Origin of the sequence: Flavobacterium azizsancarii (assembly GCF_027980145.1) — a bacterium.
In the GTDB taxonomy this organism is placed as follows: Bacteria; Bacteroidota; Bacteroidia; order Flavobacteriales; family Flavobacteriaceae; genus Flavobacterium; species Flavobacterium azizsancarii.
The window spans coordinates 66,103-90,134 of sequence record NZ_JAMZNK010000009.1 but is presented as its reverse complement, the minus strand read 5'-3'; the positions used below and the strand labels follow the sequence as shown (position 1 = coordinate 90,134).

Annotated in this window: 20 protein-coding genes; 9 read left to right on the top strand and 11 right to left on the bottom strand. The window is 37.6% G+C overall.

Features of this window, described 5'->3' with window-relative positions:
* Window positions 1–7 precede the first annotated feature (7 nt).
* The 6 genes from NJT12_RS07960 to NJT12_RS07935 all read right to left on the bottom strand — a co-directional run bounded on the left by NJT12_RS07960 (window position 8) and on the right by NJT12_RS07935 (window position 5,893).
* Window positions 8–430: a DUF3995 domain-containing protein gene (locus NJT12_RS07960; protein ID WP_271335352.1), complete on the bottom strand. Its 423-nt coding sequence runs from the start codon at window positions 428–430 to the stop codon at window positions 8–10.
* Window positions 431–458: 28 nt separating this feature from the next.
* On the bottom strand, window positions 459–1,643 hold the full coding sequence (locus NJT12_RS07955) for an acetate/propionate family kinase (RefSeq protein ID WP_271335351.1): 1,185 nt from the start codon (window positions 1,641–1,643) through the stop codon (window positions 459–461).
* Window positions 1,644–1,815: 172 nt separating this feature from the next.
* Window positions 1,816–3,909 (bottom strand): phosphate acetyltransferase, encoded by a 2,094-nt coding sequence (gene pta / locus NJT12_RS07950; RefSeq protein ID WP_271335350.1) that lies wholly within the window; start codon window positions 3,907–3,909, stop codon window positions 1,816–1,818.
* Between the two features lie 47 nt (window positions 3,910–3,956).
* The gene (corA, locus tag NJT12_RS07945; protein WP_271335349.1) at window positions 3,957–5,027 is read right to left on the bottom strand and encodes a magnesium/cobalt transporter CorA; all 1,071 of its coding nucleotides are present in this window, start codon (window positions 5,025–5,027) and stop codon (window positions 3,957–3,959) included.
* A gap of 147 nt (window positions 5,028–5,174) precedes the next feature.
* Window positions 5,175–5,390: a DUF6252 domain-containing protein gene (locus tag NJT12_RS07940; RefSeq protein ID WP_271335348.1), complete on the bottom strand. Its 216-nt coding sequence runs from the start codon at window positions 5,388–5,390 to the stop codon at window positions 5,175–5,177.
* Window positions 5,387–5,893, bottom strand: a complete 507-nt coding sequence (locus NJT12_RS07935; protein ID WP_271335347.1) for a S8/S53 family peptidase — start codon at window positions 5,891–5,893, stop codon at window positions 5,387–5,389. The genes NJT12_RS07940 and NJT12_RS07935 overlap by 4 nt, the downstream gene beginning before the upstream one ends.
* Window positions 5,894–5,901: 8 nt before the next feature.
* On the opposite strand from NJT12_RS07935, the gene NJT12_RS07930 reads away from it, so the two are divergent.
* The 3 genes from NJT12_RS07930 to NJT12_RS07920 all read left to right on the top strand — a co-directional run bounded on the left by NJT12_RS07930 (window position 5,902) and on the right by NJT12_RS07920 (window position 8,404).
* Complete coding sequence (locus NJT12_RS07930) at window positions 5,902–6,195, top strand: hypothetical protein (protein WP_271335346.1); 294 nt, start codon at window positions 5,902–5,904, stop codon at window positions 6,193–6,195.
* A 284-nt stretch (window positions 6,196–6,479) separates the two neighbouring features.
* Entirely contained in the window at window positions 6,480–7,997 is a 1,518-nt protein-coding gene (locus tag NJT12_RS07925) for a MauE/DoxX family redox-associated membrane protein (RefSeq protein WP_271335345.1), read from the top strand.
* Window positions 7,998–8,110: 113 nt separating this feature from the next.
* On the top strand, window positions 8,111–8,404 hold the full coding sequence (locus tag NJT12_RS07920) for a DUF6520 family protein (protein ID WP_271335344.1): 294 nt from the start codon (window positions 8,111–8,113) through the stop codon (window positions 8,402–8,404).
* 67 nt (window positions 8,405–8,471) lie between these two features.
* Here NJT12_RS07920 and NJT12_RS07915 read toward each other — a convergent pair whose 3' ends face one another.
* Genes NJT12_RS07915 through NJT12_RS07905 form a run of 3 tightly spaced genes read right to left on the bottom strand, consistent with a single transcriptional unit; the run spans window position 8,472 to window position 15,567 of the window.
* Window positions 8,472–11,135, bottom strand: coding sequence for a S9 family peptidase (locus NJT12_RS07915; RefSeq protein ID WP_271335343.1), 2,664 nt, complete (start codon window positions 11,133–11,135; stop codon window positions 8,472–8,474).
* Window positions 11,136–11,150: 15 nt separating this feature from the next.
* Complete coding sequence (locus NJT12_RS07910; protein ID WP_271335342.1) at window positions 11,151–12,533, bottom strand: RagB/SusD family nutrient uptake outer membrane protein; 1,383 nt, start codon at window positions 12,531–12,533, stop codon at window positions 11,151–11,153.
* Window positions 12,534–12,543: 10 nt separating this feature from the next.
* A complete protein-coding gene (locus tag NJT12_RS07905) occupies window positions 12,544–15,567 on the bottom strand; it encodes a SusC/RagA family TonB-linked outer membrane protein (protein ID WP_271335341.1) in 3,024 nt (1,007 codons plus the stop codon).
* 961 nt (window positions 15,568–16,528) lie between these two features.
* Between NJT12_RS07905 and NJT12_RS07900 the strand changes: the two genes are divergently transcribed.
* The gene (locus tag NJT12_RS07900; RefSeq protein ID WP_271335340.1) at window positions 16,529–16,792 is read left to right on the top strand and encodes a helix-turn-helix domain-containing protein; all 264 of its coding nucleotides are present in this window, start codon (window positions 16,529–16,531) and stop codon (window positions 16,790–16,792) included.
* A gap of 470 nt (window positions 16,793–17,262) precedes the next feature.
* Here the strand turns inward: NJT12_RS07900 and NJT12_RS07895 are convergent, their stop codons facing one another.
* On the bottom strand, window positions 17,263–18,933 hold the full coding sequence (locus NJT12_RS07895; RefSeq protein ID WP_271335339.1) for an AraC family transcriptional regulator: 1,671 nt from the start codon (window positions 18,931–18,933) through the stop codon (window positions 17,263–17,265).
* 346 nt (window positions 18,934–19,279) lie between these two features.
* Here NJT12_RS07895 and NJT12_RS07890 point away from each other — a divergent pair, with 346 nt between their 5' ends.
* From NJT12_RS07890 to NJT12_RS07870, 5 genes are all read left to right on the top strand, one after another.
* Window positions 19,280–19,990, top strand: coding sequence for a hypothetical protein (locus NJT12_RS07890; RefSeq protein ID WP_271335338.1), 711 nt, complete (start codon window positions 19,280–19,282; stop codon window positions 19,988–19,990).
* 284 nt (window positions 19,991–20,274) lie between these two features.
* Window positions 20,275–21,135, top strand: a complete 861-nt coding sequence (locus tag NJT12_RS07885) for a helix-turn-helix domain-containing protein (protein WP_271335337.1) — start codon at window positions 20,275–20,277, stop codon at window positions 21,133–21,135.
* A 540-nt stretch (window positions 21,136–21,675) separates the two neighbouring features.
* Window positions 21,676–21,945, top strand: coding sequence for a hypothetical protein (locus tag NJT12_RS07880; RefSeq protein ID WP_271335336.1), 270 nt, complete (start codon window positions 21,676–21,678; stop codon window positions 21,943–21,945).
* Window positions 21,946–22,269: 324 nt separating this feature from the next.
* The gene (locus tag NJT12_RS07875; RefSeq protein WP_271335335.1) at window positions 22,270–22,434 is read left to right on the top strand and encodes a hypothetical protein; all 165 of its coding nucleotides are present in this window, start codon (window positions 22,270–22,272) and stop codon (window positions 22,432–22,434) included.
* Between the two features lie 101 nt (window positions 22,435–22,535).
* Window positions 22,536–23,600, top strand: coding sequence for a PAS domain-containing protein (locus tag NJT12_RS07870; protein WP_271335334.1), 1,065 nt, complete (start codon window positions 22,536–22,538; stop codon window positions 23,598–23,600).
* Between the two features lie 106 nt (window positions 23,601–23,706).
* Here NJT12_RS07870 and NJT12_RS07865 read toward each other — a convergent pair whose 3' ends face one another.
* Entirely contained in the window at window positions 23,707–24,015 is a 309-nt protein-coding gene (locus NJT12_RS07865; RefSeq protein WP_271335397.1) for a response regulator, read from the bottom strand.
* Between the last annotated feature and the right edge of the window lie 17 nt (window positions 24,016–24,032).

The window sequence follows — 24,032 nt, the reverse complement described above, 5'->3', positions numbered from 1 at the left end:
TAAATATTTAATTAGAAAACACTAGTATTAATGTTAATACCCCAATTAGCAAACACAAAGGAGAATAATACTTGGTATCATTTAAGGCAAAATCTGAACTTTTATGTTTTTTGAAGAAGCCAACATAATTAAAATCTCCGATAGCTCTGAGGATAAATATAAAAGTGATGATCCAAAATCCATACCTATCGAGCCATATTGGCAAACTCACAGTTATACAACCATATTTTATCAAATAAAAAACACCAAAACCCAATAAACCAATAGCAACAATAAAAGTTGAAATTGTTCTGGGAATAAAAACTGGCGATCCATCGTCTTTAGTTGGTACGACCGAGTAACTCCCCCATTTACCTCCAAAACCCCAATAAAAATGAAGCATTGAAATCGCTGCAAAAACTAAAAACAGTATTATTGTAATGATAATCATTTGAAGTAATGTAAAGTCGTAAAATCAATTAATTCTGCAGCAATTGGTATACCTGATTTGCGATTTCATATTCTTCGTCTGTTGGTATTACTAAAACTTTTGTTTTTGAATTTGGCTTACTAATTTCTCTAATTTCCTTAGAACGAATCTGATTTTTCTCATCCTCTATTTCAATTCCAAAATAATCCATATCAGTACAAACCAATTTTCGCATATAGGATGAATTTTCGCCAATTCCAGCTGTAAAGATAATAGCATCCAGGCCATTTAAAGCAGCAGCATAAGAACCTATATATTTTCTGATACGGTAAGCGTTCATCAATAAAGCTAACTCACATTCCTTATTTCCTTTTGCCGCTTCTGATTCGATATCACGTAAATCGCTATATCCGGTAAGTCCTAACATTCCGCTTTGTTTCAGCAAAATCGAATTTACATCATCTGCAGAATACCCGAGATTCTTAACCATATAAAAAATAACTGACTGATCAATATCTCCTGTTCTGGTTCCCATTATTAAACCATTTGCCGGTGAAAATCCCATCGTATGATCAATGCTTTTTCCATCTTTTATTGCGGTCATACTACAACCGTTTCCTAAGTGAATGGTAATTATTTTAGAACTCTTCTCTAAATGCTCAATTGCCTTTTCTGAAACATATTTGTGGCTGGTTCCATGAAAACCATAAACCCTTACTTTATTCTCTGTTAAAAGATAATTAGGAATGGCATATTTGTACGCTTCAACTGGAATTGTCTGATGAAAAGCAGTGTCAAAAACTGCCACTTGTTTTGCGGCTGAAAAAATTTCTTCGGCAACATTTATTCCCACAAGATGTGCCGGATTATGCAATGGAGCCAGTTCTGAAAGTTCTTTTATTTTATCTTTAACTTCTTCAGTAATGATTGTGGTATCAGAGAAATAACTTCCTCCATGTACCACGCGATGACCAACTGCACCAATCTCTGATGTTGATTTTATAACTCCTTTTTCAGGATGTAAAAGCATATCAGCCACTTTTTGTAAACCTACTTTATGATTCGGAATTGGCAGCAATTCTTCTAGTGAGTCAGAAGAAGTTTTGAAGGTTACATTCGAAGTTTCTAAACCAATTCTGTCAATCATACCCGAACAAATTACTTCGTTTGTAGGCATAATCATTAATTGATATTTTATTGAAGAACTTCCTGAGTTTATTATTAATATTTTCATTGTTTATTATTTTTAGCCGCTAAGGCACTAAGTCGCTAATTTTTTGTATTTCCAAATTTTTGACGCTGATAAAACGGATTCGCTATCGCGAAGACACGGATCAAAACGGATTTTTTTAAGTATTATTTCAGAACGTAAAACTGATAATTTTTAATTCTTAATTTTTAATTGCTTACAATCCTTGCGCCTGAATCGCTGTAATTACTACTGTGTTTATAATATCATCAACCGTACAGCCACGGCTTAAATCGTTTACCGGCTTGTTTAAGCCTTGCAGCATTGGTCCGATAGCTAATGCTCCTGTTTCTCTTTGTACGGCTTTATACGTGTTATTTCCAGTATTTAAATCAGGAAAAATAAGTACACTCGCCTGCCCCGCTACTTCAGAATTCGGCATTTTGCTTTTTCCTACTTCACGATCCACTGCGGCATCGTACTGAATTGGGCCTTCAATTTTTAGATCCGGTCGTTTTTGTTTTACAATTTCAGTCGCCGTTCTCACTTTATCAACTTCATCTCCTTTTCCTGATGATCCTGATGAATAAGAAAGCATGGCTATTTTTGGTTCGATTCCGAAAGCTAAACTTGATTCAGCAGATGAAATAGCAATTTCGGCCAATTGTTCTGCTGTTGGATTTGGATTAATTGCACAATCACCAAAAACAGATACCCTGTCTTCTAAACACATAAAAAACACGGATGAAACTACGGATGAATTTGGTTTTGTTTTAATAAATTGCAGCGCCGGCAAAATGGTATGTTGTGTAGTATGTGCTGCTCCGGAAACCATTCCGTCAGCATGCCCTTTGTACACCATCATAGTTCCAAAATAAGACACATCTTCCATTAAATCCCTTGCCATGGTAATACTTACATTTTTAGCTTTTCGAAGCTCGTAATACGTATTTGCATAGTCCTCATAAAGCTCAGATTCTTTTGGATTGATAATATTGACTTTCGAAAAATCAAAGGTAATTCCAAGTTCTGCAACTTTATTTTCGATGTGTTTTTTATCACCAATTATAGAAATATCAACTACGTCCATATCTAATAATCTTGAAGCGGCAGTGATAATTCGGTCATCAGTTCCTTCAGGCAAAACAATATGTTTGCGATGTTGTTTGGCTCTTTTTACCATATTGTACTGGAACATCTTTGGTGTCATTCCTTCCGGCACAAAAGTGATCAATCGTTCAGATAAAGCGTCTACTGCTACATATTTTTCGAAAGTACTAATCGATGTTTCAATTTTATGGGTGTTGTTGGCGTAAATCTCTGATTTGATTGAACCAATTTTATTGGTAATACTGTACGTTCCGCCATCGACGGCAATAATAGGAACAATGGCAGAAAGCCCTTCGATTAGTTTTAAAATACTTTCTTCGGGAACTATATTTCCGGTTAGAATAATTCCTGAAATGGTTGGATAATTAGCCGATTCATTGGCTTGCAAAGCCCCTAAAATAATATCTGAACGGTCTCCGGGAGTAATTACCAAAGCATTATCATGCAAATGAACCAGGTAATTGTGCAATTGCATCGCACCAACGCTAAAATGCCCAATTTCGTTGTTTAAATAAGCACTGCCAAACAATACTTTTGCATCAAGCTGATTGACAATTTCCTGCATTGTTGGATTATTTAAACTAGAAATCAACGGAATTGTATTGATCAAGACGTTCCCTGGCAAACTTTTCTGTAACCCTTGTGTTACCAATTCTATATTCTCTAATTGAACTTTATTGGCGATAACGGATAAAACCTCAACATCTTTTATTTTAAAAGAATCGTAAATCAAATAAAGACTGTCTACCAATTCTTCTAATGTCTTTCCAACTCCAGAACCTATAATGATAGTTGGAATTCCAAGGTTTTTCGCAATCAAAACATTCAGATCTAATTCTATCGAAGTTCCTTCGCCTGTAAAGCTTGTTCCTTCTACCAAAACAAAGTCAAAACGTTCTTCAAGCTTTTTATACTTTTCGATAATCAGATCTAAAACCTCTCCTATTTTACCTTTGTTTTTCTTCTTGATCAATTTGCTTTTTGTAATTGCATACGCATCTTCAAATTTGATATCGAGATTAAAATAAGACAAAACTGTTTCGATATGATTATCCAGTTCTCCATCGACAAAATCCTCTACAATGGGTCTAAAATATCCTACTTTAGCCGTTTTACCAATCAAAATACTCATTAAACCGAGTGTAATAATCGATTTACCGCTATTATGATCGCTTGTGGCTATATATATTGCTTTACTCATAACTTATATATTGAAACTTAACAAATTTTGTAATTGTATAATAAACGCTAAAACCAGCGTCTTTTTTTGAAATAGATAATCAAAGCGACAACTAATAAAAGCATACCGCCCATGACAATAAAATAGCCATTTTTTGCACGTAATTCCGGCATATATTCAAAATTCATTCCATACACACCAACAATAAAAGTGAGCGGAATAAAAATAGCCGAAATTATCGTAAGGGTTTTCATGATCTCATTCATTTTTCGGCTTTGTTCCGAGAAATAAAAATTAGAAGCGCTTTCTAATGAGCTCATATCAGAATCGATTTGCTCTAAAAGCTCCAGACTTTTTTGATGCAATCTGATAAAGAAACTAAAAGTCTCTTTCTGAATTCCGTTATAAGTATCATCGTCTTTAATTGTTTTTAAATAATACAAAGAATCTCGAAGCGGAATTATAGAACGTTTTAAAAAATTAAAATTATCACGGTGATTCTCAATCTTTTCCAGAATAATAGGATCCGCGCCTTTTTTAGTCAAATTGATTAATTCCTCAATCTTATCTTCTTCGTCTTCAATTGTAATGTAAAAATTCTCCATTACGGCATCTAATAATAAATAAAGCAAATAATCTACTTTTTTAGTTCTCACAATTCCTGCATGAGTGCGAAGGCGTTCTCGAATGTGAGTAAAAAAATCGCTTCGTTTTTCCTGAAATGAAATTAAAATTCCGTCCTTCAAAATAAAACTTATCTGCTCAACACTAATATTATCCGAATATTCAGAAGGCAAAAGTGATTTTATATTAAAAAACAATATATCTTTTTGTTCTTCTAATTTGGTTCTTTTTGAAGTATTTAAAATATCTGCTAATAAAAAATCATCCAGTTTAAAATGTGCACCAACTGTTTTAAGCAAATTAATATCATTTAATCCATGAATATTGAGCCAGTTATTTTTAGTATAATCAATGCAGGTATTTAATGCTAAAACGGTAAATTTCTCATATTCAACGACATCTGCATCATCGTATACAAAAAGTTGCATTTCTGTTTCATGCTCTTTTTCAACACCTGTGTACTCTAAAGTGATATGCTGAAGCTTGCGTCCCTTCTTGTATTTAATCTTTCTCATTCAAAAATATTTACATAGTAATATTACGAAAAAGAATCTGAACGGGAAATGACAATTGTCATTTTGATAGGAAATACCTAAAATTTAAGACGTAAAAAAAACCGAGCCATTTCTGACCCGGTTTATTAATATTTAATTACTCAATACTTATGGCGTAGTCAATACTTTATAAGGCACGTTTGTAAATACTCCGTTTTTTACTTCAACAACATCAGGTGTAACTACTTTAGTTTGTAATACGCCCACTTTTTCAGCAGTAAAACTAAAAGTTCCGGACACTGTTTTTTTATCAGAATTCATTGAAGTAATGGTTATTGTTCCGGTTTTAGCAAAATGTTCTGTATAAGTATTCCCTTCAATCAAATAAGTATTGACAAATAAGGCGTCAATAATATCATTACAAAAAAGGGTTTTGTTAAAGCATGCATTGGTTCAGCTTCTCCCTTTTCAACTTTACGTTTCTTATTTTTATTTGGTCGAAAAAATGGCTCTAAACCACTCCGAGTATAGTTATCTGGACAATGAGGATCAACGGGAGTTGCATAGCAAAGAGTAGCTTTTATTTTCACCATTCCGACAATTGCTCCAGGTGGCAAAGGAATCGGTGCTCGTAGATATTTTGCAGCACTAATTTTCCCCTGATATACCACCCTCATTACATGGTCTTCACACACCACTATGCTTTCTAAATCTCTAGCAACTCGCCCCCATCCAACTTCAAATTTCGGAAGTTCAGAAGCTTCAGAACTATGAATAAGCAAGGTTCTAATTGCCAATGCATTTAAAGAACTGCCAAAATGAGCTTTAATTCCTGATGCAAGTCTTAATGTACTGGGAGCTGCAAAACTAGTCCCACCCGTCTGCAATAGATTTTATGATGACAACAAATGATGTAGCAAAGGTTTTCGATACTATATTTAGTATCCCAGGCATGAATGAAGTAGTGAAAATTGATTTGAAAATTTCACGCAAAAATGTGCTTTTATTAAACCATGTAATTGAGCGCGGGCTCACCGCAAAAGGTGATGATAAATCATCCCTCTTTTTGACCAGTATTCCTCAGGAAAATCTCCAGGAACTAAAACAATTTGGAGATGAATTTCTTCAAAAAGCGGGACTCATAGAATTCAGTGAAAAACTTAGTTCATTGAGTGATATCGGAAAGTAAATGAAATAAGAAAATTAATTGATGCCAATAAACATAAAATTGTTTATTGGCATCTTCTTTTTATGCAGCAAGGCAATCTTTATTTTTAACTAACATTTGAATGCTATTGAATAATCTGCGCCTGTTTTTGATAACAGACAGTATAATAGGTTTTTGTAGATTTGTTTTAGCTGTAATCAACAGAATACATTAACCTATTTGAATGCTGTTTTAAGATTTACAAAGAGAGTTTACTTAGAATATTAAGTCTTAAAATTGATCAAATAATCACTTTAAATGAAATCATGAATGTAAACAAAAATATAAAGACTGTCTCCCTAAAAATAATCTATCTTTTGTGTGTTACGCTTTTTATATATGCAGCTACCAGCAAAATATTAGACTTTGAAAATTTTCAGGTTCACCTTGGACAGTCGCCCTTACTAAGTATATATGCATCATGGATTTCCTGGCTGGTAATTGTAATTGAAGTACTGGTTGCTGCATTACTTGTTGTTCCAAAATCACGAACATTGGGTCTTTATCTGGCATTGAGTTTAATGACTATGTTTTCTGCCTATATCTTTATACTTCTTCATTTCGGTTCTTTTGTTCCGTGTTCCTGTGGTGGAATTCTGGAAAAAATGAGCTGGAATGCCCATCTTATATTCAATCTTGTTTTTGTCATACTGGCAATTTTGGCAATAGGTTTAAATAGACAAGAGAAAAAACCTGAACCTTTTAATTACATCTTTCTAAGTTCTTTTAAACCTATAGCTGCGACACTTGTGACTAGCATTTTGGCAATAGTGCTTCTCTTTGTATTTTCCGAAGAAGTCATGCACCACCGCAATCCATTTTTAAGACGTTATCCGCAACATCCAGCAGAATATTCAGCCTCGTTTAAATTAAAGCATAATTCCTATTATATAGTGGGTTTGCGCGGAAACCGAATAATTCTGGGCAACTATGAATTTCCTTCCTACCTTATGTCATTTGACTCTGATCTAAAAGATCAAAAAATCCAAATGATTTCGTTCTCACCGGGAAAGATCCCTTTTAAAAATATTTATATTACACTGCAGGAGCCACACTTCTACCTTTATGATGGAAGCGTTCCAGTGTTGTTCCGGGGAGACGCTAAAAACTGGAGCATCACTAAAGAATTTGAAGGAATGCCCTATTTTACAAAGCTAGTACCAATCGATGGAGCTTCGGTCGCTTTCCGATCAAATAATTCAGTAAAACTTGCCAATGTGCTGGGTGTTTTTAAAATAGACTCAATCCCTAAAATTAACTATAAAAGAGACCTCTTACAAAAACAGATCGACGGTATCTTCGATACCGACGGTATACTTTTATACAGCAATGGAATAAAGAAAATCGTGTATTTATACTACTATCGAAATGAATTCATTGTGGCAGATCAAAACGGTACTCTTCAATACAGGGGCCATACTATCGACACCATTTCAAAAGCAAGGTTAAAAGTATCAACGCTCAAGGGAGGAAAACAGTACGCCCTGTCTTCTCCATCGGATGTGGTGAATTCAAAAGCTGCCGTATATAAAAATCTGCTATTCGTCCATTCACTTGTCAGAGGCCAATATGAGGATGAAACACTGTGGCAGAAATCTTTTATTATCGATGTTTACGATCTGACCAAAGGAAGTTATCTGATGAGTTTTCCGATATATCACACCTCATCCAGCACCCTGAATTCTTTTGCAGTCACCCAAGATTACCTCTCTGTGATAATAGGAGAAGATCTTGTTGTTTACAAGTTGAAGAATGTCTTAAAAAAAGAAATTACAAAGAAATAAATATCGGCTTCAGCCTGGCTGCATCCGATAATAATATACCGGCCGGTATCAGGAATCAGATCGAACACCTGTAGAAAAAAGTAGATCAGACTTATAATTTCAAATTTAATATTATGAAAACTTTAATTTTAAAAAACGTACTGCCGGCAGCTGTTGTAGCCTTGGCAGTTTCAGGAGCTTTTGCTACAACTTCCATGCAGAAGGCACCTGAAAAAAATGATGTTGCATTGAAATGGGGCTATTTTGCTAATCCCAACGGAACCTGTTCTCCTAACAGAACTCAGTGCAGTGACATACAGAAAGAAGAGCTGTGTCGTATGGGCGATACCTCCGGACCAATTGCATATGAAAAAAATGCAGAGAATAATTGTGTACAGCCATTATACCGCGTTGTAAATGGACAATAAAAAATGCTTCTTTAATTGACAATGCAGTTCCTACGGAACTGCATTGTTTTTTTATTTATAAGGATACCTATTTCATTGCATCGGCAATCCAAGAGTAGGAATGATTGTCTTTCAAATGATAATCAAACCATTCTAAAGTACGAACCGTAGCATCCTTCTGCTGGTCAGGTTTCATCAGGACATGACCAGCTTTGGGATAAATGAGCATAACACTTTTTTTCCGCAGCTGTCTTAGTGCAAGATAAAATTCATAACTTTGACGAGGATCTACCTGAGGGTCATTTTCACCTGTCCATAAAAGTACCGGAACATCTATTTTAGGCACATGAATTATAGGGGAATTGGCAGCATACATTTCTGGGATTTCATAGGGAGATTTGCCCATATTATATTGTTCTGTAGTATATCTCCATATTTCAGGAATTCCTGCACGAGGACCTAGGCTATGGTAGTCGCTGAACAGATCTGTAATAGCTCCGCTTGTTATCACTGTGGCAAACAGATCGGTATGCGATATGATAAAGGCACTCTCAAAGCCGCCAAAGGAGTGTCCCCTAAGTCCAATCTTATCCTGCTTTACAATTCCTTTCTCGATTACTTTTTTGACTCCTGAAATAACACAGTCCGCTGCAGATAGTCCGGGGTTTTGATATTCAAGATGTATGTCTGGTAAAAAAACAAAATATCCAGCTGCTGTTGCCAGAGTGATATTGAAACCTGCTCCGTTATAATAAGTTGGATTTTCATAAATATGCAGTTCACGTGACTGGCTTTCATAAATACTCACAATCATTGGATACTTTATTTTCGGGTCATATTCTGCTGGATAAAACAGAACACCTTTTAAGTTTCTACCTTTAGCATTCTCAAACTCTATCAGTTCCGACCTACCCCAGAAATAATTTTTATGATGAGAATTGCTTTTATAAAAACTTTTTTTGTCTCCCGAAACTGAGCTGCTCAATAGCTGTGGCGGACTGTCAAATTTCTGTTCCCTGAAAAAAAAAGTTCTTTTTTTTGGGCTGTAATTTAGATCATCGGTATAGTAGTCGCCGTATGTAAGAGCTTTTTGCCGCGAACCGCTCATCCACTTAAAATAACCTGTCTTGCCATCACTTCCGCTACCACGCAGCAGCAACTCTTCACTAAGATCAAAACTCTCAGACACAAGACCATCGAAAAGAAATTTCAGCCCTTTCCCATTGGACGCCTTGGCGACACGCAGCTTAATACCGGACTCCCTGCCTTTTGTAATCCTACTAGAAGTTTTTCCGTCCGGGCTGACCGCCCAAATATCAAATTGATCATAAAGAAGAATTTCCTTGTCATTCAGGCTCCATCCAGGATTCCCGTAAGCAGATTCAGGGACAAGTTCCTGAGCCTTACCGGTAAATTTCACACCAATTTTTTCTGATACGTTTTTATGAGTTCCTAATACAAAATCGTAAACCCACCAGCTGTTTTCCTTAAAATACGAAAAATATTTCCCCGAAGGAGAAATATTTAGCTCCAAAGGCACATATACATATTTTTCCAAAACCATTTTCTTTTCAAATGTGGAGAGATCCATAACATAGATATCTCTGATTTCTTCCACTTTGAATTGTGGCTCATGTTGATCGGGATCTGATAAAACAGCGTATTTCATATCTCCGCTGAGCATCAGTAATGGAAGCTCGTTTGACGTAATGAGGTTGACGTGATTGCTGTTCGGATTCCACAGCGCTACTTTAGGTTTTGCGTCAAAACGGCCTGCATATTTTTCCTGTGCACGGACCCGTTTATCATTTGAATTCCAAATTTCGACCTTTTGCGGGGACCCGTCCTCTGAAGAACTTGTTTCGTTTTTTATGGCAAAAAAAACACGCTTCAGATCACTCGAGATTACTATGGGCGTGAACGCATCAAAATATATTGAGGACTTCTGTGGAAAATCAGAACATGAGTTTGGATCTAGTTCATACGACTTTTCCGCCGACAGAACATACAATCCCAATGCATTTATATTCTGATCTGCCGATTGGCGTAAAAAAGCCAATGCTTTGCCATTATCCTCCCAAGTCAAGCCGATGAACTGCTCTGAGCTATCTGCGATCCATTTAACATTATTCAACTGTTCTAGATTTAGAACTGCGATAGCATGTCCTGAATGGGTCGAAGCGGTAAACGCTATTTTACCTCCTATGGGACTTAGGGCAAGCTGAGACACACCTTTAAAATTAACTACGCCTGCTTTTCCCAACGGTTTAACCAGAAGTGTACCATTTTCCTGGGCATCGCCTATAAAAATTACGAGCTTATCAGTCTTCTTGTCATATAGAAACTGTTTTACTTTAGGAATAGTTTCTGTTTTTAGGGTCTTCAGATTCAGAATATTCAGATTTGTTGTGTTATTATAGATGAAAAAATTGCCACTTGTGAAGAGTGTTTTTTCTGCACCAATAACAGATAACTTTCGCCCAGTTACAATATTTTGTATGAAGAGAGTATCCTGCGAATTTTCATAGGTATTCCTGTAACTTGTCCATTTTTCATCATAAGAAATTTTATCTAAATGCACTTCTCCCCACAGAGAATATTCTGACGGCGAAAGGCATTTTTTTTGCACCACCTGCCCCATGAGAGGACAGGCTACTAATGGCAAAATAAAAAATAAAAATAAAAATTCTAAAATAGGCACCAAAGTAAAATGAGGGAAGCCCCAACTTTTGGTAAATATTACTTTTAACATAATAAATGTTTTGTTTTAATATCCGGGATTTTGAGGTCTCAAATTAGGATTCGTACTAAGTTCGTTCTGCGGTAAGGGAAAAAGGCTGTCCGATGAGTCCCAACCCTTTTTCATGCCACCCAGTTCGGCATCAAGCCTGCCAGTTCGTTTAAGGTCAAAAAAGCGATGCCCGGTTTCGGTGAACAATTCAAGTTTTCTTTCCAAGAAGACTGCATCCAAAATCTCCTTTTGTGTTAGCGCAGGAGTGTCAGTGAGCGCTGCGCGGTGCCTTATTTTGTTCAGATCTTCTTTGGCTCCGATAAGGTCTCCTTGCCACGCCCTTGCTTCCGCCCTGATCAGATACTGTTCTGATAGCCTCAGTACAATGGAGTATTCTTTAGATTCTGCTGTTGGGTTATTTTCCTTGTACTTGTAAGGATGGTACCATATTGTGGTACCATCAGACACACCTTTGATCCAAGATGATTTTCTCAAATCGCCTGGGGAGAAAGAAGACACTAAGGAATTACTCAGCGACACATAAGGTGGAGGTGCGGATGTAAAGATAAAATAGTCTCCTTCTGCAGTATTTTGCCCCGAGCCACCGGATTCGAGCTGCCAGATTGTTTCTCTGGAAGCACGCAAAAACACCTTCTCAGGCTGCTCAAGACTATAGGTCTGCACTTGATTTAAAACAGCGGATGCCTCATTGGCAGCTTCGGGATAGGCATTGATATAAAGGAGTGTTCTGGCAAGCAACGCTTTGGCTACTATCGCGTCAGGACGCACCCTATTTCGGTCAGTATCACTCGTCCGAAGAAGTACTGAAGCTTCCCGCAGGTCAGCAATAATTTTTTCATAGACCTGCGCGGTTGGAATTCTTTTGACAGTCCTATTAATCTTAAAGTCTGTCTGGTCTACAAAAGGGATATCTCCAAAAAGATTAACCAGATAAAAATGAATAAGCCCTCTTATGAACAAGGCCTCTCCACGCAGTTGTTTTTTCTGCAAAGCGGTCAGGCTGCTCTTCTCTGCTCCTTCAATCACAGCATTCGCCGCATAGATTTGATGGTAGCCAAAATTCCAGTATCCTGTCACATAATTATTGGAAGGCAGCAGTGAATTTGTATAAAAAGAAATACTAGGATTGGAAGGATTTTCACTACTGACCATTTCATCGGCATAATTGGCAAGCTGGTTTGAGATCCCTGTCCCATCCCCACAAAGAATTCCTGAATCGCGCAGATTGGAATAGATATCGGTAAGTGCGGCCTCCGCTGTATGATAGTCCTGAAAAACTACCACGGCCGTGAGCTGCGTTTTTGGAAGTTCCACTTCCAAAAAAGAATCGCAGGAAATGAATAGTGTTATAGCACTAAGCCATAACCACCGGATTACTAAAAGGTTAATCGTTTTCATAGTAATCGAATTAAAAGGTTAGCTGTATTCCAGCAGTCAATATTTTCAATGGAGGCAGAAAGCCATAGGAGGTAAATTCCGGATCCCCATCTACGTATTTTGTAAATGTTAGAAGATTCTGCCCCTGCAAGATGACTCTGCATTGAGTCTGCTTTAAATCAAGTGGCAGGTCATAGGAAATAGAAATATTCTTCAAGCGGATAAAAGAAGCATCCGTGACTGAAGCAGTACTCTCATTATAGGAATAAGTTGCCATAACAGCAGGAAAGTCATAGCCTGTGCTGAACATTTGATAAGCCGCGTTGTCTCCGGGAGCTGACCAGCTGTCGGTTTTCCTTTGCTGCTGATTAGCCATCATCCCTGCTGTACCCATGGGATAAGTTCTATTTTTCTGCTTGATAAACTGGAAAAGAAAATCAAGAGTGATTCCTTTATAGGAGAACTGGTTTTGAAGCCCGCCGTAATATTGGGGATTGAGATTAACTGCGACCTGACGATCTTCAGGAAAGGTTACTGCACCATCCCCGTTAAGATCTTCAAAAGTGTACAATCCGGTCTGTGGATCGACCCCTTTGAAACTGTATAAGAGTTTTATGTTCAAAGGTTCTCCGATACGGTACTGCTGGTTGTAGGCAGAGCTTTCAAGGCCAGGAAACTTTAAGAGCTTATTCTCTGCAAATGTAAGATTAAGGTTTGTGGTCCAAGTAAAGCCGTGCCCTTTAAAATTAACGGTGCGAAGCGTAAATTCAAGTCCGCTATTCTGAACTACCGCATCAAGATTTGCCTGGTAGGAAGTAAAGCCTGTTGAACCTGGAAGGGGAACACCTGCAAGCTGGTTGGATGATCTATTCTGATACCAGGCAACAGTTGTAAAAATTCTGTCTCCAAAAAAACCTAGTTCCAAAGCTGCTTCCAGCTTTTTATTGGTTTCCCATCCAAAATCCGCATTAAAAAGCCTGCTCGGGGCTAGTCCTGGTATACCGTTATAGAGTATACCTGTATTGGAATAAGTATCCAAAAACTGGTAATCTCCTATCTGGTCGTTTCCTGTTGTTCCGTAACTTGTCCTTATTTTTCCAAAACTCAGCCATTTGTTCTGCATAAAAAATGATTCATTTGAAAAAAGCCATGCCAGCCCCGCCGCTCCAAAATTAGCGAACTGCTTTCCGGGACCGAAACGGCTAGATCCATCACGACGGGCAGTCAGATTAAGGATATAGCACTGTTTATATTTATAGTTAACTCTTGCAAAAAATGCCTGATATTTATAAAGGGTTTCATCACTAAGTAGCACCTTGGTCACTTTAGCCGCAGCCAGATCATAAATAAGACTATTGGATGTAAATCCGGTACCGGACTGCTGCAGGCGTGTGGAACGCTGGCTTTGAAATGTTGCCCCTGCCAGAATATCAATCGTTGAAGTTCCCAGCTCTTTTTTCCAGTTGATCTGCGGCTCAGCTATCCAAGAATCCCTTTTTACATCATTGAGAAAAATGGCCGACCTTTCACTACTAACTTCGTATGCAGGATCATAAATGGTGGATGGTACTATACGTGTTTCGCTATTATTCAGATTCGTATATCCCAAATTGGCCTTTACAATCAGTTCGGGAATTATTTCATAGGACACAGCGGTACCGGCTGTTAGGTCATTTGTTTTAGATTCAAATTCCGTATTAAGGTTTCCAAGGGGATTTGTCCATGTACTATTCTCCCAATTCAATGAGCCGTCTGGATTATAAAGTCTTGGTGCATTAGGGGCAAGGCTGCGTGCATCATAGGAAAAATCGAAAGAAGGCTGGTCGTTATTCTGAAGTGTAACTCCAGCGGAGAAGTTAAGCCTGAATTTCCGATTATCAGATGCATGATTTAAATTGAACTGGCTGCCGCCTTTTTTATACATAAAAGTACCTGGAAAAACGGTAGACTGACTATGGTAGGAACCGCTTAGCATGAACTGGGTATTTTCAGACCCTCCGGAAAGCGTTCCTTGAAGATCTGTAATCTGAGCTGTTCTACCGAGAAGTTCTTTCTGCCAATCCGTATAGCGGTTCTGGTCCCAAGTTCCGTTGACATCGTAATCCCAAGGAGAATACTCAGTAAGTCCGTCATTTTTAAATGCCTGCTTGCGCATTGCGAGATACTGGCTGGTACTCATGAGGTCCATAAATTTAGTAACTGTACCGCCCCCTGTGGAGCTGGTCAGCGTAAATTTCGTCTTACCGACTTTTCCTTTTTTGGTGGTGATCAGAACCACGCCATTCGAGCCACGCGATCCATAGATAGAGGTCGCATCGGCATCCTTTAAAACTTCAATACTTTCAATAAAGTTCGGATTTATGCTGTTCAAAGGACTTGAAAGAGTTGGAAAAGTAAGATTTGTTATCCCTGAACCGATTGGATCTGAAGCATACGGAACGCCGTCAATAATGTAGAGCGGGGAGTTCGCACCTGACCGAAGGCTGTTCTGTCCACGGATCTTGATATCAAATCCACCTCCTGGAACCCCCGTGGTCTGAGTAATGCTCACTCCTGCCATTCGTCCCTGCATGGTTGCAAGCACATTGGTGACAGGCTGGTTTTCAATGTCTTTAGAAGTTATTCGTGCAATGCTTCCTGTGCGCTCGCTCTCTTTAACGGAATAATATCCTGCATTAACGCGTACTTCCTGAAGCGTTGTTGTATCGTACTGAAGATCGATATCTACTTTGACCCGCCCTGCAACGGGAATAAGTTTAGTTTTAAAGCCTATAAAAGAAACGGCAAGAGTATCATTAATACCGGCGGAAATTGAATAATGCCCCGTATAATCAGTTATGGAGTTGACATCTGCTCTGCCTCTGACTGAAATAGTTACACCAGGCAGCGGAGCATTGCCATCGGTAATAACACCCTGAACTTGATGCTGTTGAAAAATAAAACTGAAACTCCGATTTGAGTTTCGCGCTGAAGAAGATGAGAAAGATAATATGAACCCTATAAAAAACAGGCAATAAAGAGCTTTCCCACCCTTGTAAAATGAAAAATAATTCATAATATTGGGATTGGTTAGTTAAATATGATTTGATTAGCTATGGTCCTCTAGTCAACCGCCAAGAAGAGTTAGAGGACCTTTTTATTTTATATTGAAGTGAAGTTGAACTTTCAATTTTGGCTTCAAGTAGTTTATTACATACGCATTTAAGTTTAAAGGTTAATCATTGCAAGCCACACCGCCGTTTCCTTGTAGCAGCCTAGTATGGAGTGTTTATTTTCCATCTAATTCAAATTAACCCATCAGAATTTATCTTATAGTTAGCTAATCTAATCAAACGGTTTCCCTGTAAAAATTTTAGAAAACATTTTAAACTTTCAGTTGTGAAATAGAAATAAAGGATATACTTTTAAAGTGCGAGTTTAAAGATTTTTATCTGGTCATTCTAAGTGTAAATGAGAGAGTGGTTAAAGGGGTAATTATATGGCTATTTATAGTTTTCTATAGGATAGCTATTGTTAAGATGGCTTACAAAAATTGTTCTCGTACGAGAGCAAGCTAATATGATGTACATCCTCACTGTTTATTTTACTGGGAAAACAAAAAAGTTGACCTTTATTAAGGGGGTCTTACAATAAGGGGTTTTAAGTTATTCGTTCTCATCAATTATTTATTTTATGATAGTTGAACGATGTCTTTCAAAAAAGTAATGAAGAGAAACAATAAGGCGAACTTCAAAACTTTGAAAGTGGTACCGCTAAGAACCCTACAATCGAAATTGTAGTCCACAAAGATTTACATGAAGTCCGCCCTATTAGATATTGTACAAAAATAGTAAAATCTAATAGATAGTGGCGAACTCATATCTTCTCATGTGGAATTTTAGCGGTTTTCTTTCATGAGAGACATCATCAATCAAGTCGTATTAGACTTAATTAAAATTTTATGTCGCAAAATTATAAATACAAATATATAAAAGTTTTACGTTAAACGCAAAACTTTTAAAGATAAATTTTTAAAAATGAAATTAAATAGATTAAAAAAAGTCTTTGACGATCAGAAAATTAAGAACCGAGTAATTGCTATATATTTAGGAAAATCAGAATCTACTATATCTTTATGGCGTAACAATAAAAGGCAACCAAACCTTGAGGAGTTTTATCAAATAGCGAAACTTCTACGTATAAACATACATAGTTTGATAGAACCTACTGATTGGAAAAATGAAACGTCAGAAACTTATGAAGAGTTTACTAAGAAGTATATAGGTAAAAAAAATAATTAGTCAAGATATATATTTTTTCTGTAAATCCACCTGCAAGATTAGACCAATTATAAATTTAATAGCTATTAAGATTGTAATTGAATATTTTTATAAAACAGGCTATAGATTTAGCAATTGTATTAATAGAAAGTTATTTTGTTTCAGATGATTTATCTATCAAAAGGAGTTTGAAAACATTAATAGCTGCTTGCAAAATATTCAGGATGAATTACATCTTAATAGTTTTAATTTATTTAATAAAGCTCAGCTCAACTATCCATATTTTTAAATACTTTTAAAAAAGCTGAATACATTTTTCTAGCCCCGATTGAAACGGAAATCCTTTTCTGCCGGGGTTCGGCATAAAAGATTGCAGTGCAAAGCGGGAGAGGCTGCCTGCTGAAGAAACCTCATGATTCTGCTTCAAATTCACTTCAGTTTATCAAATCACAGGCTTAAAACAGCATGCCTCATTACTAAAATCAACATTCCTAAACCGGCATCTTATTAATTTCCTTAATAAAAAAAGAGGGCGGGCATCCGGTTTTGGCATGAAAAGCCTGCGCGAATTTCTGGGTAGTACTGAATCCCGCTTCATCAGCGAGCGCCTTATTTGAATATTTTCTTGCTTTTTTATCTTCCTTTAGTAAAGTAATAATATAATCGATCTTAAGATCACTGATATAGGTTACAAACTTTTTCCCTTTATGGTTCCTTATTACACTGGATAAATATTTCGGATTAGAACTCGTAATTGCCGCAAGTCTGCCGGCATTTAAGGCTTTTAAAAGAAATTTTTTATCGTTTTCAAATTTATCGAGTTTTCTGAGTATCTGCGCTACTGTTTCTTTACTGATATCATCAATGACTTTTCCTCCGTTCCTGCTCTGCACCCGAGGCTGCAAGGAATTTTTTTCATTCATTGCCTGTTCTAATCTTGATTTGTACATTTTTTTACTCCTGAAATGTGTTACGGCAAAATACAGCAGCCCTGAAAACAGCAAAATGGCAACACCGCTGAAGATAAGGTCATTGTGCTTTCTTTTATTAAATAAATACTCAATTTTATTTTTATCGGCTATCAGTACTTTTGTATCATAGACTTTACGTATTCTGCCCGAGAGATAAACATATCGGCTGCTGAGCACACTGTCGGCTTTGAGTAGTTTTTTGATGTAAAAAAGTTCTTTACTCATATCCTGTCTGCCTTTGTAGTATTTTATCAGCAGTTCATAATTCTCTCTAAGGTCCGGGCGGATGTAATTTTTACTTTCAAAAATCCCATCTACTTTCATAAAGTAAGGCAGTGCCTTTTCGGGTTTGTGAAGAGCCCAGTAACTTTTCCCAAGGTAGAACCAGCCCACAGATTCATTTGCAAAATCTTTGTTTTTAATTATCTGAGGAATTGACGCATTGATATTTTTTAAGGCATCAGCATAATTATTTTTAAAATACTGATTGATCCCTTCAGAATGTATAAAATACATTTTCATATCCTCATTGGAGAGCCTCCTCCCCTCCTCGATCCCTTTCTCATTTATCTCAGAGCAGAGGCCATAATTTCCCATCCTGTTATAACAGAGACCAAGGCAGTGTAAGGAATTGAGATACCCTCTGGCATTATGCGCGTGGAAATACTCAATGCACTGCTTAAATAAAGGAGCAGCTTCATCATAAAACCCTAAGTAATATTTAATTTGGGCTATATTGTACTTTACTTTATAAATTAGGTAATCATCATTTGTTTTGGAAATAAAATTATCGGCTATAAGATAATGGTCTAAAGCCTGCTTATATTCTTTAAAGGAATAAAAGACAATTCCCTTTGAGAGATACCCCGAACCGATCAGCGCATCATTTCCAGACTTTCTGGCCGTATAGATCATACTGTCGGCATAAACCAGTTTTAATTTATCAGCGGAATAATGAAGGTAGTTTTTATAACCGTTTATGATTTCCTGCTCATTTTTTTCCCTTTTGGCTTTTCCAAGGAAATATGCAAGATAAACTGGCTGGCTGCTGCCTTCAGATTCTTCAATCCTGTCAAATAAATAATCATAGGATTTACCATAAAGCGTATCAGGTGATCTCAGTGGGTTCCAGTCGGCCGAAACCTGCTGGGCCAGACACAAAAAAAGAAGTCCGAATTGTATTTTAAGCATAGATTGATAATTAAAAAATGGTACAATATTTATCAAAAAATGCTTTTCCTTAATACAATTTTCAGATCTCAGATCATAGGTAAAGCATTCTGTAAAAAAAGAGCTTCAAATATAACGTAATATATTGATAACAAAGACTTAACTTAAAAAAACAGGGTATGGATTTTCGGAAAATCCATAGGTGAAATTCCGAAAATCCACAGATGAGAGTTTGCAGGGCTGAGTGGATGATGATAGATTTGCGGTGAATTCAAAAGCAAAAAAAACGGCATCGTGCTGTTTTAAAGTTCTGCTTACTCGGGTGATGAACTGACTGAAAAGTCATTCCATTTAACACACTTTAATCATGAAAAACTTTTTAATCAGCATGCTGGCGGTACTGGCCCTTTCATGCACCAACGACTATGCTCGCGAAGACTCAGAATCTAATTTCAAAAAAAAGGATGCCAATTCAAAAAAGAATGCAGGGCTGAATCCTGAAAATACCGCCAATGCGTATGACATCGCCGGGAAAATTCACAATGACTTACTGGATGCCTATCTTTCGGGTAATTTTTCGGATCAAACCATAAGTGCTATTAGCAGTAAAATTGATTCTATTTCACTTCTGAACAGCGATCTTCAAAACCTGCCTTCTTATTATCCGATCAATTTCCAAGAAATACAAGGCATTGTCGACTCGCCTGAAATGCAACTGGAGCAGATTATTGCCAATTCCTGGATGTCCACGGGTTCAAAAAACTGCCTGTCAGAATTTATGTCCTTGGCTGCACTCTGGCAGAACAGCGGCTATGATGCCGCTTATCAATCCATCATCTCTTTTGAGGCTGCTGTTGCAAATAACCAGCAATTTTCAGCTGAAGAGAAAAGAATAATCCTTACCTCATCGGCCATTACAAGGTATTCGCTTTATTATGCATCAGAGAGAAAAGACAAAGACTGGGAAACCTCGGTTGGAAACAGGGTCGGCGCCGTTCAGGGAGCCTTAAGCAATTCTGCCACTGCAGTTACCAGATCACTACTCGCGGGGATTCTCAGCAGCAACACTACAGAATAGAAACTATGGACTGGATTTTACTTTTTGAAAAACAGATAGTATACAGTTATTATGCTTTTCTGATACTATTCAATTTGGCAACCATATACCTGATCCTATCCATACTATTTAATGATCATTTAAAAGGTATCTCTCTTGCAGAGACCCTTAAAATGGATTCCGTCAGGAAATTAGTATATCTCTTATTTATAAATGGGATGTCAAATATGCTGTTTATCTGTGTTTCGCTAATCGCAAAACTATACAGTTAGAAAAATGAGGCCTTTAATCTTAAAAAAAATACTTTGGAATTTAGAAAATCAAACTATAAAACTGAGGGAATTCAATTGTGCATTTTGGAAAGTATAACCTCCAAGCGCGCATTAAAGAATTTGATTCCGGAAGATTATTCTACTGTGCTACTTGTAAATAAAGGCGCTGCAGCGATGCGCATCAACAGCAGGAAAGTACACTTATTTATTAACGAATCAGCAGTTATTCCAAAAAAGTCAGACTGCGAAATTCTGCTGATGAGCAGGGAATTGTGCATTTCGATTGTATCTTTTACACCAGAATTTGCATTGGAGAACAGTATTAGATGGCCCCATATCGGATATTTTAATTTCTTCACTGCCCGGTATGCCTCTAAAATTTTCATAAAGAAAAAGGAGATCAAGAGCCTGATGGATTTGCTGGAAATAGTGAACTCCACGCTGTTAATGCCTAATTCAAGGGTTTTTAAAAAAGAGCTGATCCTGCTGAGTTTTAACCTGTTTCTCTATGAACTTGCCAGCCATTATTATAAAGCTTCCTGGCATGAAAGGATAAAATATTCCACCACGGAAAAAACAGCAGTCCATTTTTTCAGATTACTGGAAATTCACTGCAGAGAACAGCATAGTGTCAAGTTTTACGCGGATGCCCTGAATATATCCTCAGGGCATCTCACTAAAACAATTAAACAAATTACAGAGATAACGGCCAAGCAGTGCATTGAGAATGCACTAATTCTGGAAGCTAAGATTCTGCTTCAAAATAGTGATTTAACCATTCTTAAAATCTCTGACCAACTAAAATTTGCAAACACTTCTTTCTTTAGTAATTTTTTTAAAAAGCATAATTCTTTATCTCCATCTGAATACCGAAAAAGGCTGAACCATCACTAAATAATTCCACCTGGGTTTGAAATGTGTACAGACATTGATTTGGAGTATTTTCAATACAATATTGAAATAATATTTACTTAAAAGTGAAGCAACATGAATCAAACCTATCTTTTAGAATGGCTGGACTCCGTTGTGACGCTGAATTTAAATCCAAAAAAAAGCGCCATAAGCAACCTTACCTCCTTTGAGTCTCAAGCCATAATCAATAAAGCTGTACAGCAAACACAATTCATCCAAAAATAGTTTACTATCCGCGTTTTTTCACTCAGCAAAGAAAAGCATATTAAGGTACTGGTAAAAAATTATCATTCCGCCCTGATCAGTCTTTGGGATCAGCCGATTGTTATCAATAAAAGCCCCCATACGGAAAGAAAGGATCTGTGGGAAGTCACTACTGCCCTTCTTAGCGCTTTGGATGAACTCCTAAATTTTCTGGAGTCTAGATTTGCCCGTTTTATAAGTTTAGATTCCAAAATACCTGTTTCCTATCTCAGTGTTTCCTATGAGAAAATAAAACTCAGAATCGATAAACTCAGAACCATGATGCATTTTGATCCGGATGAAAAGATGCTTGCAGAGATTGTTTTTAATAACCTTTACTGCTTTGCTGCTTCTAAAGAAAATAAAAAAGTCACCTTTAGGGAAATGCTCTATTCTAAAGAGCTGCTTGGGGAACTTGAATCGCTGAAGATAAATAAAACAGAAGACCTGATTCATACCGATTTAATGCAGGCGCCTATTTATATGAATTTCAACAGCAAACTTTTTATCAACTTTTATACCCGGGCCGTATCTATGAAAATCAGCTGATTTGAACTGGCTTCCGATAGAATTGGATGGCTGCTGCTGTATGCTAAAGAGCTTAACCAAATTGCAGGCAATGCGGCCTCGGCCCTTCATCCTGACCATCAAAATGTAAAGAAAGTACTGCTGGACTGGTTTAAACAGGAAATTAATTTTCTTAAAAAAAAGGAAGATCTTAAAACTGCTCTCTGCATTCCTTCTGAAAATAAAAAACTTTCACAGCAAAATCCTGTAAGCAGAGAAGAAAAAATACTGTGCCAGTTATCAACCGACCAGACCGCACTGATACTTCAGGCCTGCCACGAACTTGAAATCCTTGTTTCAAAATCAATGAACCAGGTTTTTAAAACCATTGTGCCGTTTCTCTCAACACCTTTTAAAAAGAACCTCTCCTTTGATTCTATGCGCAGTAAAGCGTATATCGCAGAAGAAAGGGATAAGGAAATTGCCGTGGAAACCCTGCAGCGCATCATTAAACAAATACGGGAATATTAATATTAAAGAGCAGAAAACACAGGTTTTCTGCTCTTTATTTTTTACTGCGCATTTCAAATTACAGCTCTCAGCAGCATATTCAAGCCCGCATTATAACTCCGGTGGCCATCTGCGTTTTGGATGCCCAGACACTTAAAGTGGAAATTGTAAATGACAGCTTTATAGCCGTGGCCGGAAAACCGCGCAAGAAAATCCTCGGAAATTTTTACTGGGATACTTTCCCTGAAGCACGCTCCTACTATGAGAGCGCACTAGCGGGTGCTATTTCTGACGGGAACCCTTACACTGCCCGTGAAGCCGAACGTAAGGTGATTAGGAACGGTAGGCAGGAAACTGTTTATATAACTTTAGTTTATGCCCCGCTGAAGGATACTGCCGGGAAGGTAAAAAAAGTAGCCGTATGGGTTATGGACAATACCCTGCAGGTCAGCCAAAGGCAAAAGGTTGAAGAAAGTGAAAAATTTGCGCGTACCGTCTTTTACAACTCCCCTGTGGCCAAACTGGTGTATACGGGACCTGAAATGTTCCTGCACCAGGCCAATGAGAAAATGCTGGAAATATTCGGCAAAGGAGATTCCATTATCGGCATGCCCATCATGGAAGCAGCACCCGAGCTTAAGGAGACACATTTGTTCGGGGCCTATACTAAAGTTTTAAGTACGGGAGAAATCCATACCCAAACGGCTGCACGTATCATGTTTATAAAGAATGGTTTGCCCTATTACGGCTATTACGATTACACCTACAAGCCACTCTACAATGCAAAAGGCAGAATCTATGGTGTTATCTGTACAGAAGAAGTAATTGCTCGAAACAAGCTGCAGGAAGCCGAACAAAACATGAGAGGCGCCGTAGAGCTTGCCCAGCTTGGCACATGGAGCATTGATGTGGCGTCAAATGGACTAATCTATTCCGAGCGCCTGATCGAATGGTTTGGGTATGACCCTGCCGCCCAACCCTACAATGAAGTTATACCGATCCTGCTAGAAGAAGACCAGCAAAGGGTCGCAAAGGCTGTAGCATGGGGACTGAACCCAGAGTCAGGTGGTATCTATGATGAAATATATACTGTAATTCATCCCAAAACAGGAAAGAAAAGAATTCTGCTGCTTGAGAAAATCGAAAAATGGCTCAGGGATTACCACAAGGACAAAATAGACCCTTAGGCCCGTATATCTAATCTTCGTCTTTCATTCTTACTGCCGCTGAAGGTCTCAGACCGGTATTTTTATCTACAAATCACTTTTTGCCATTTAGCAATGGCGCTTCTGCCTAAAGTAAAAGAAACTTTTTCTTTTCTTCAACAGTCCAGGCAAGATCCATAGCAAGGATTTCTTTAAGTATTGACTTTAGTTTCTCGAACGAACTGGGCTTCACAGCGTAAAATGAAGCGCCCAATTCCATTGCCCTGTGAATATTTTGCGGATCATTGCTGGAGGAGAGCATAATAATGTTTACTTCTTTTAGCCCCCCCTCACAGCTTCTTATCTCCTCGAGACATTCAAGCCCTGATTTGCCGGGCATATTGATATCCAGAAAAACAAATTCGGGAAGCTCTGAGCCGGAAAGTGACCGGCCCAGTCTACAATGGTGTATGC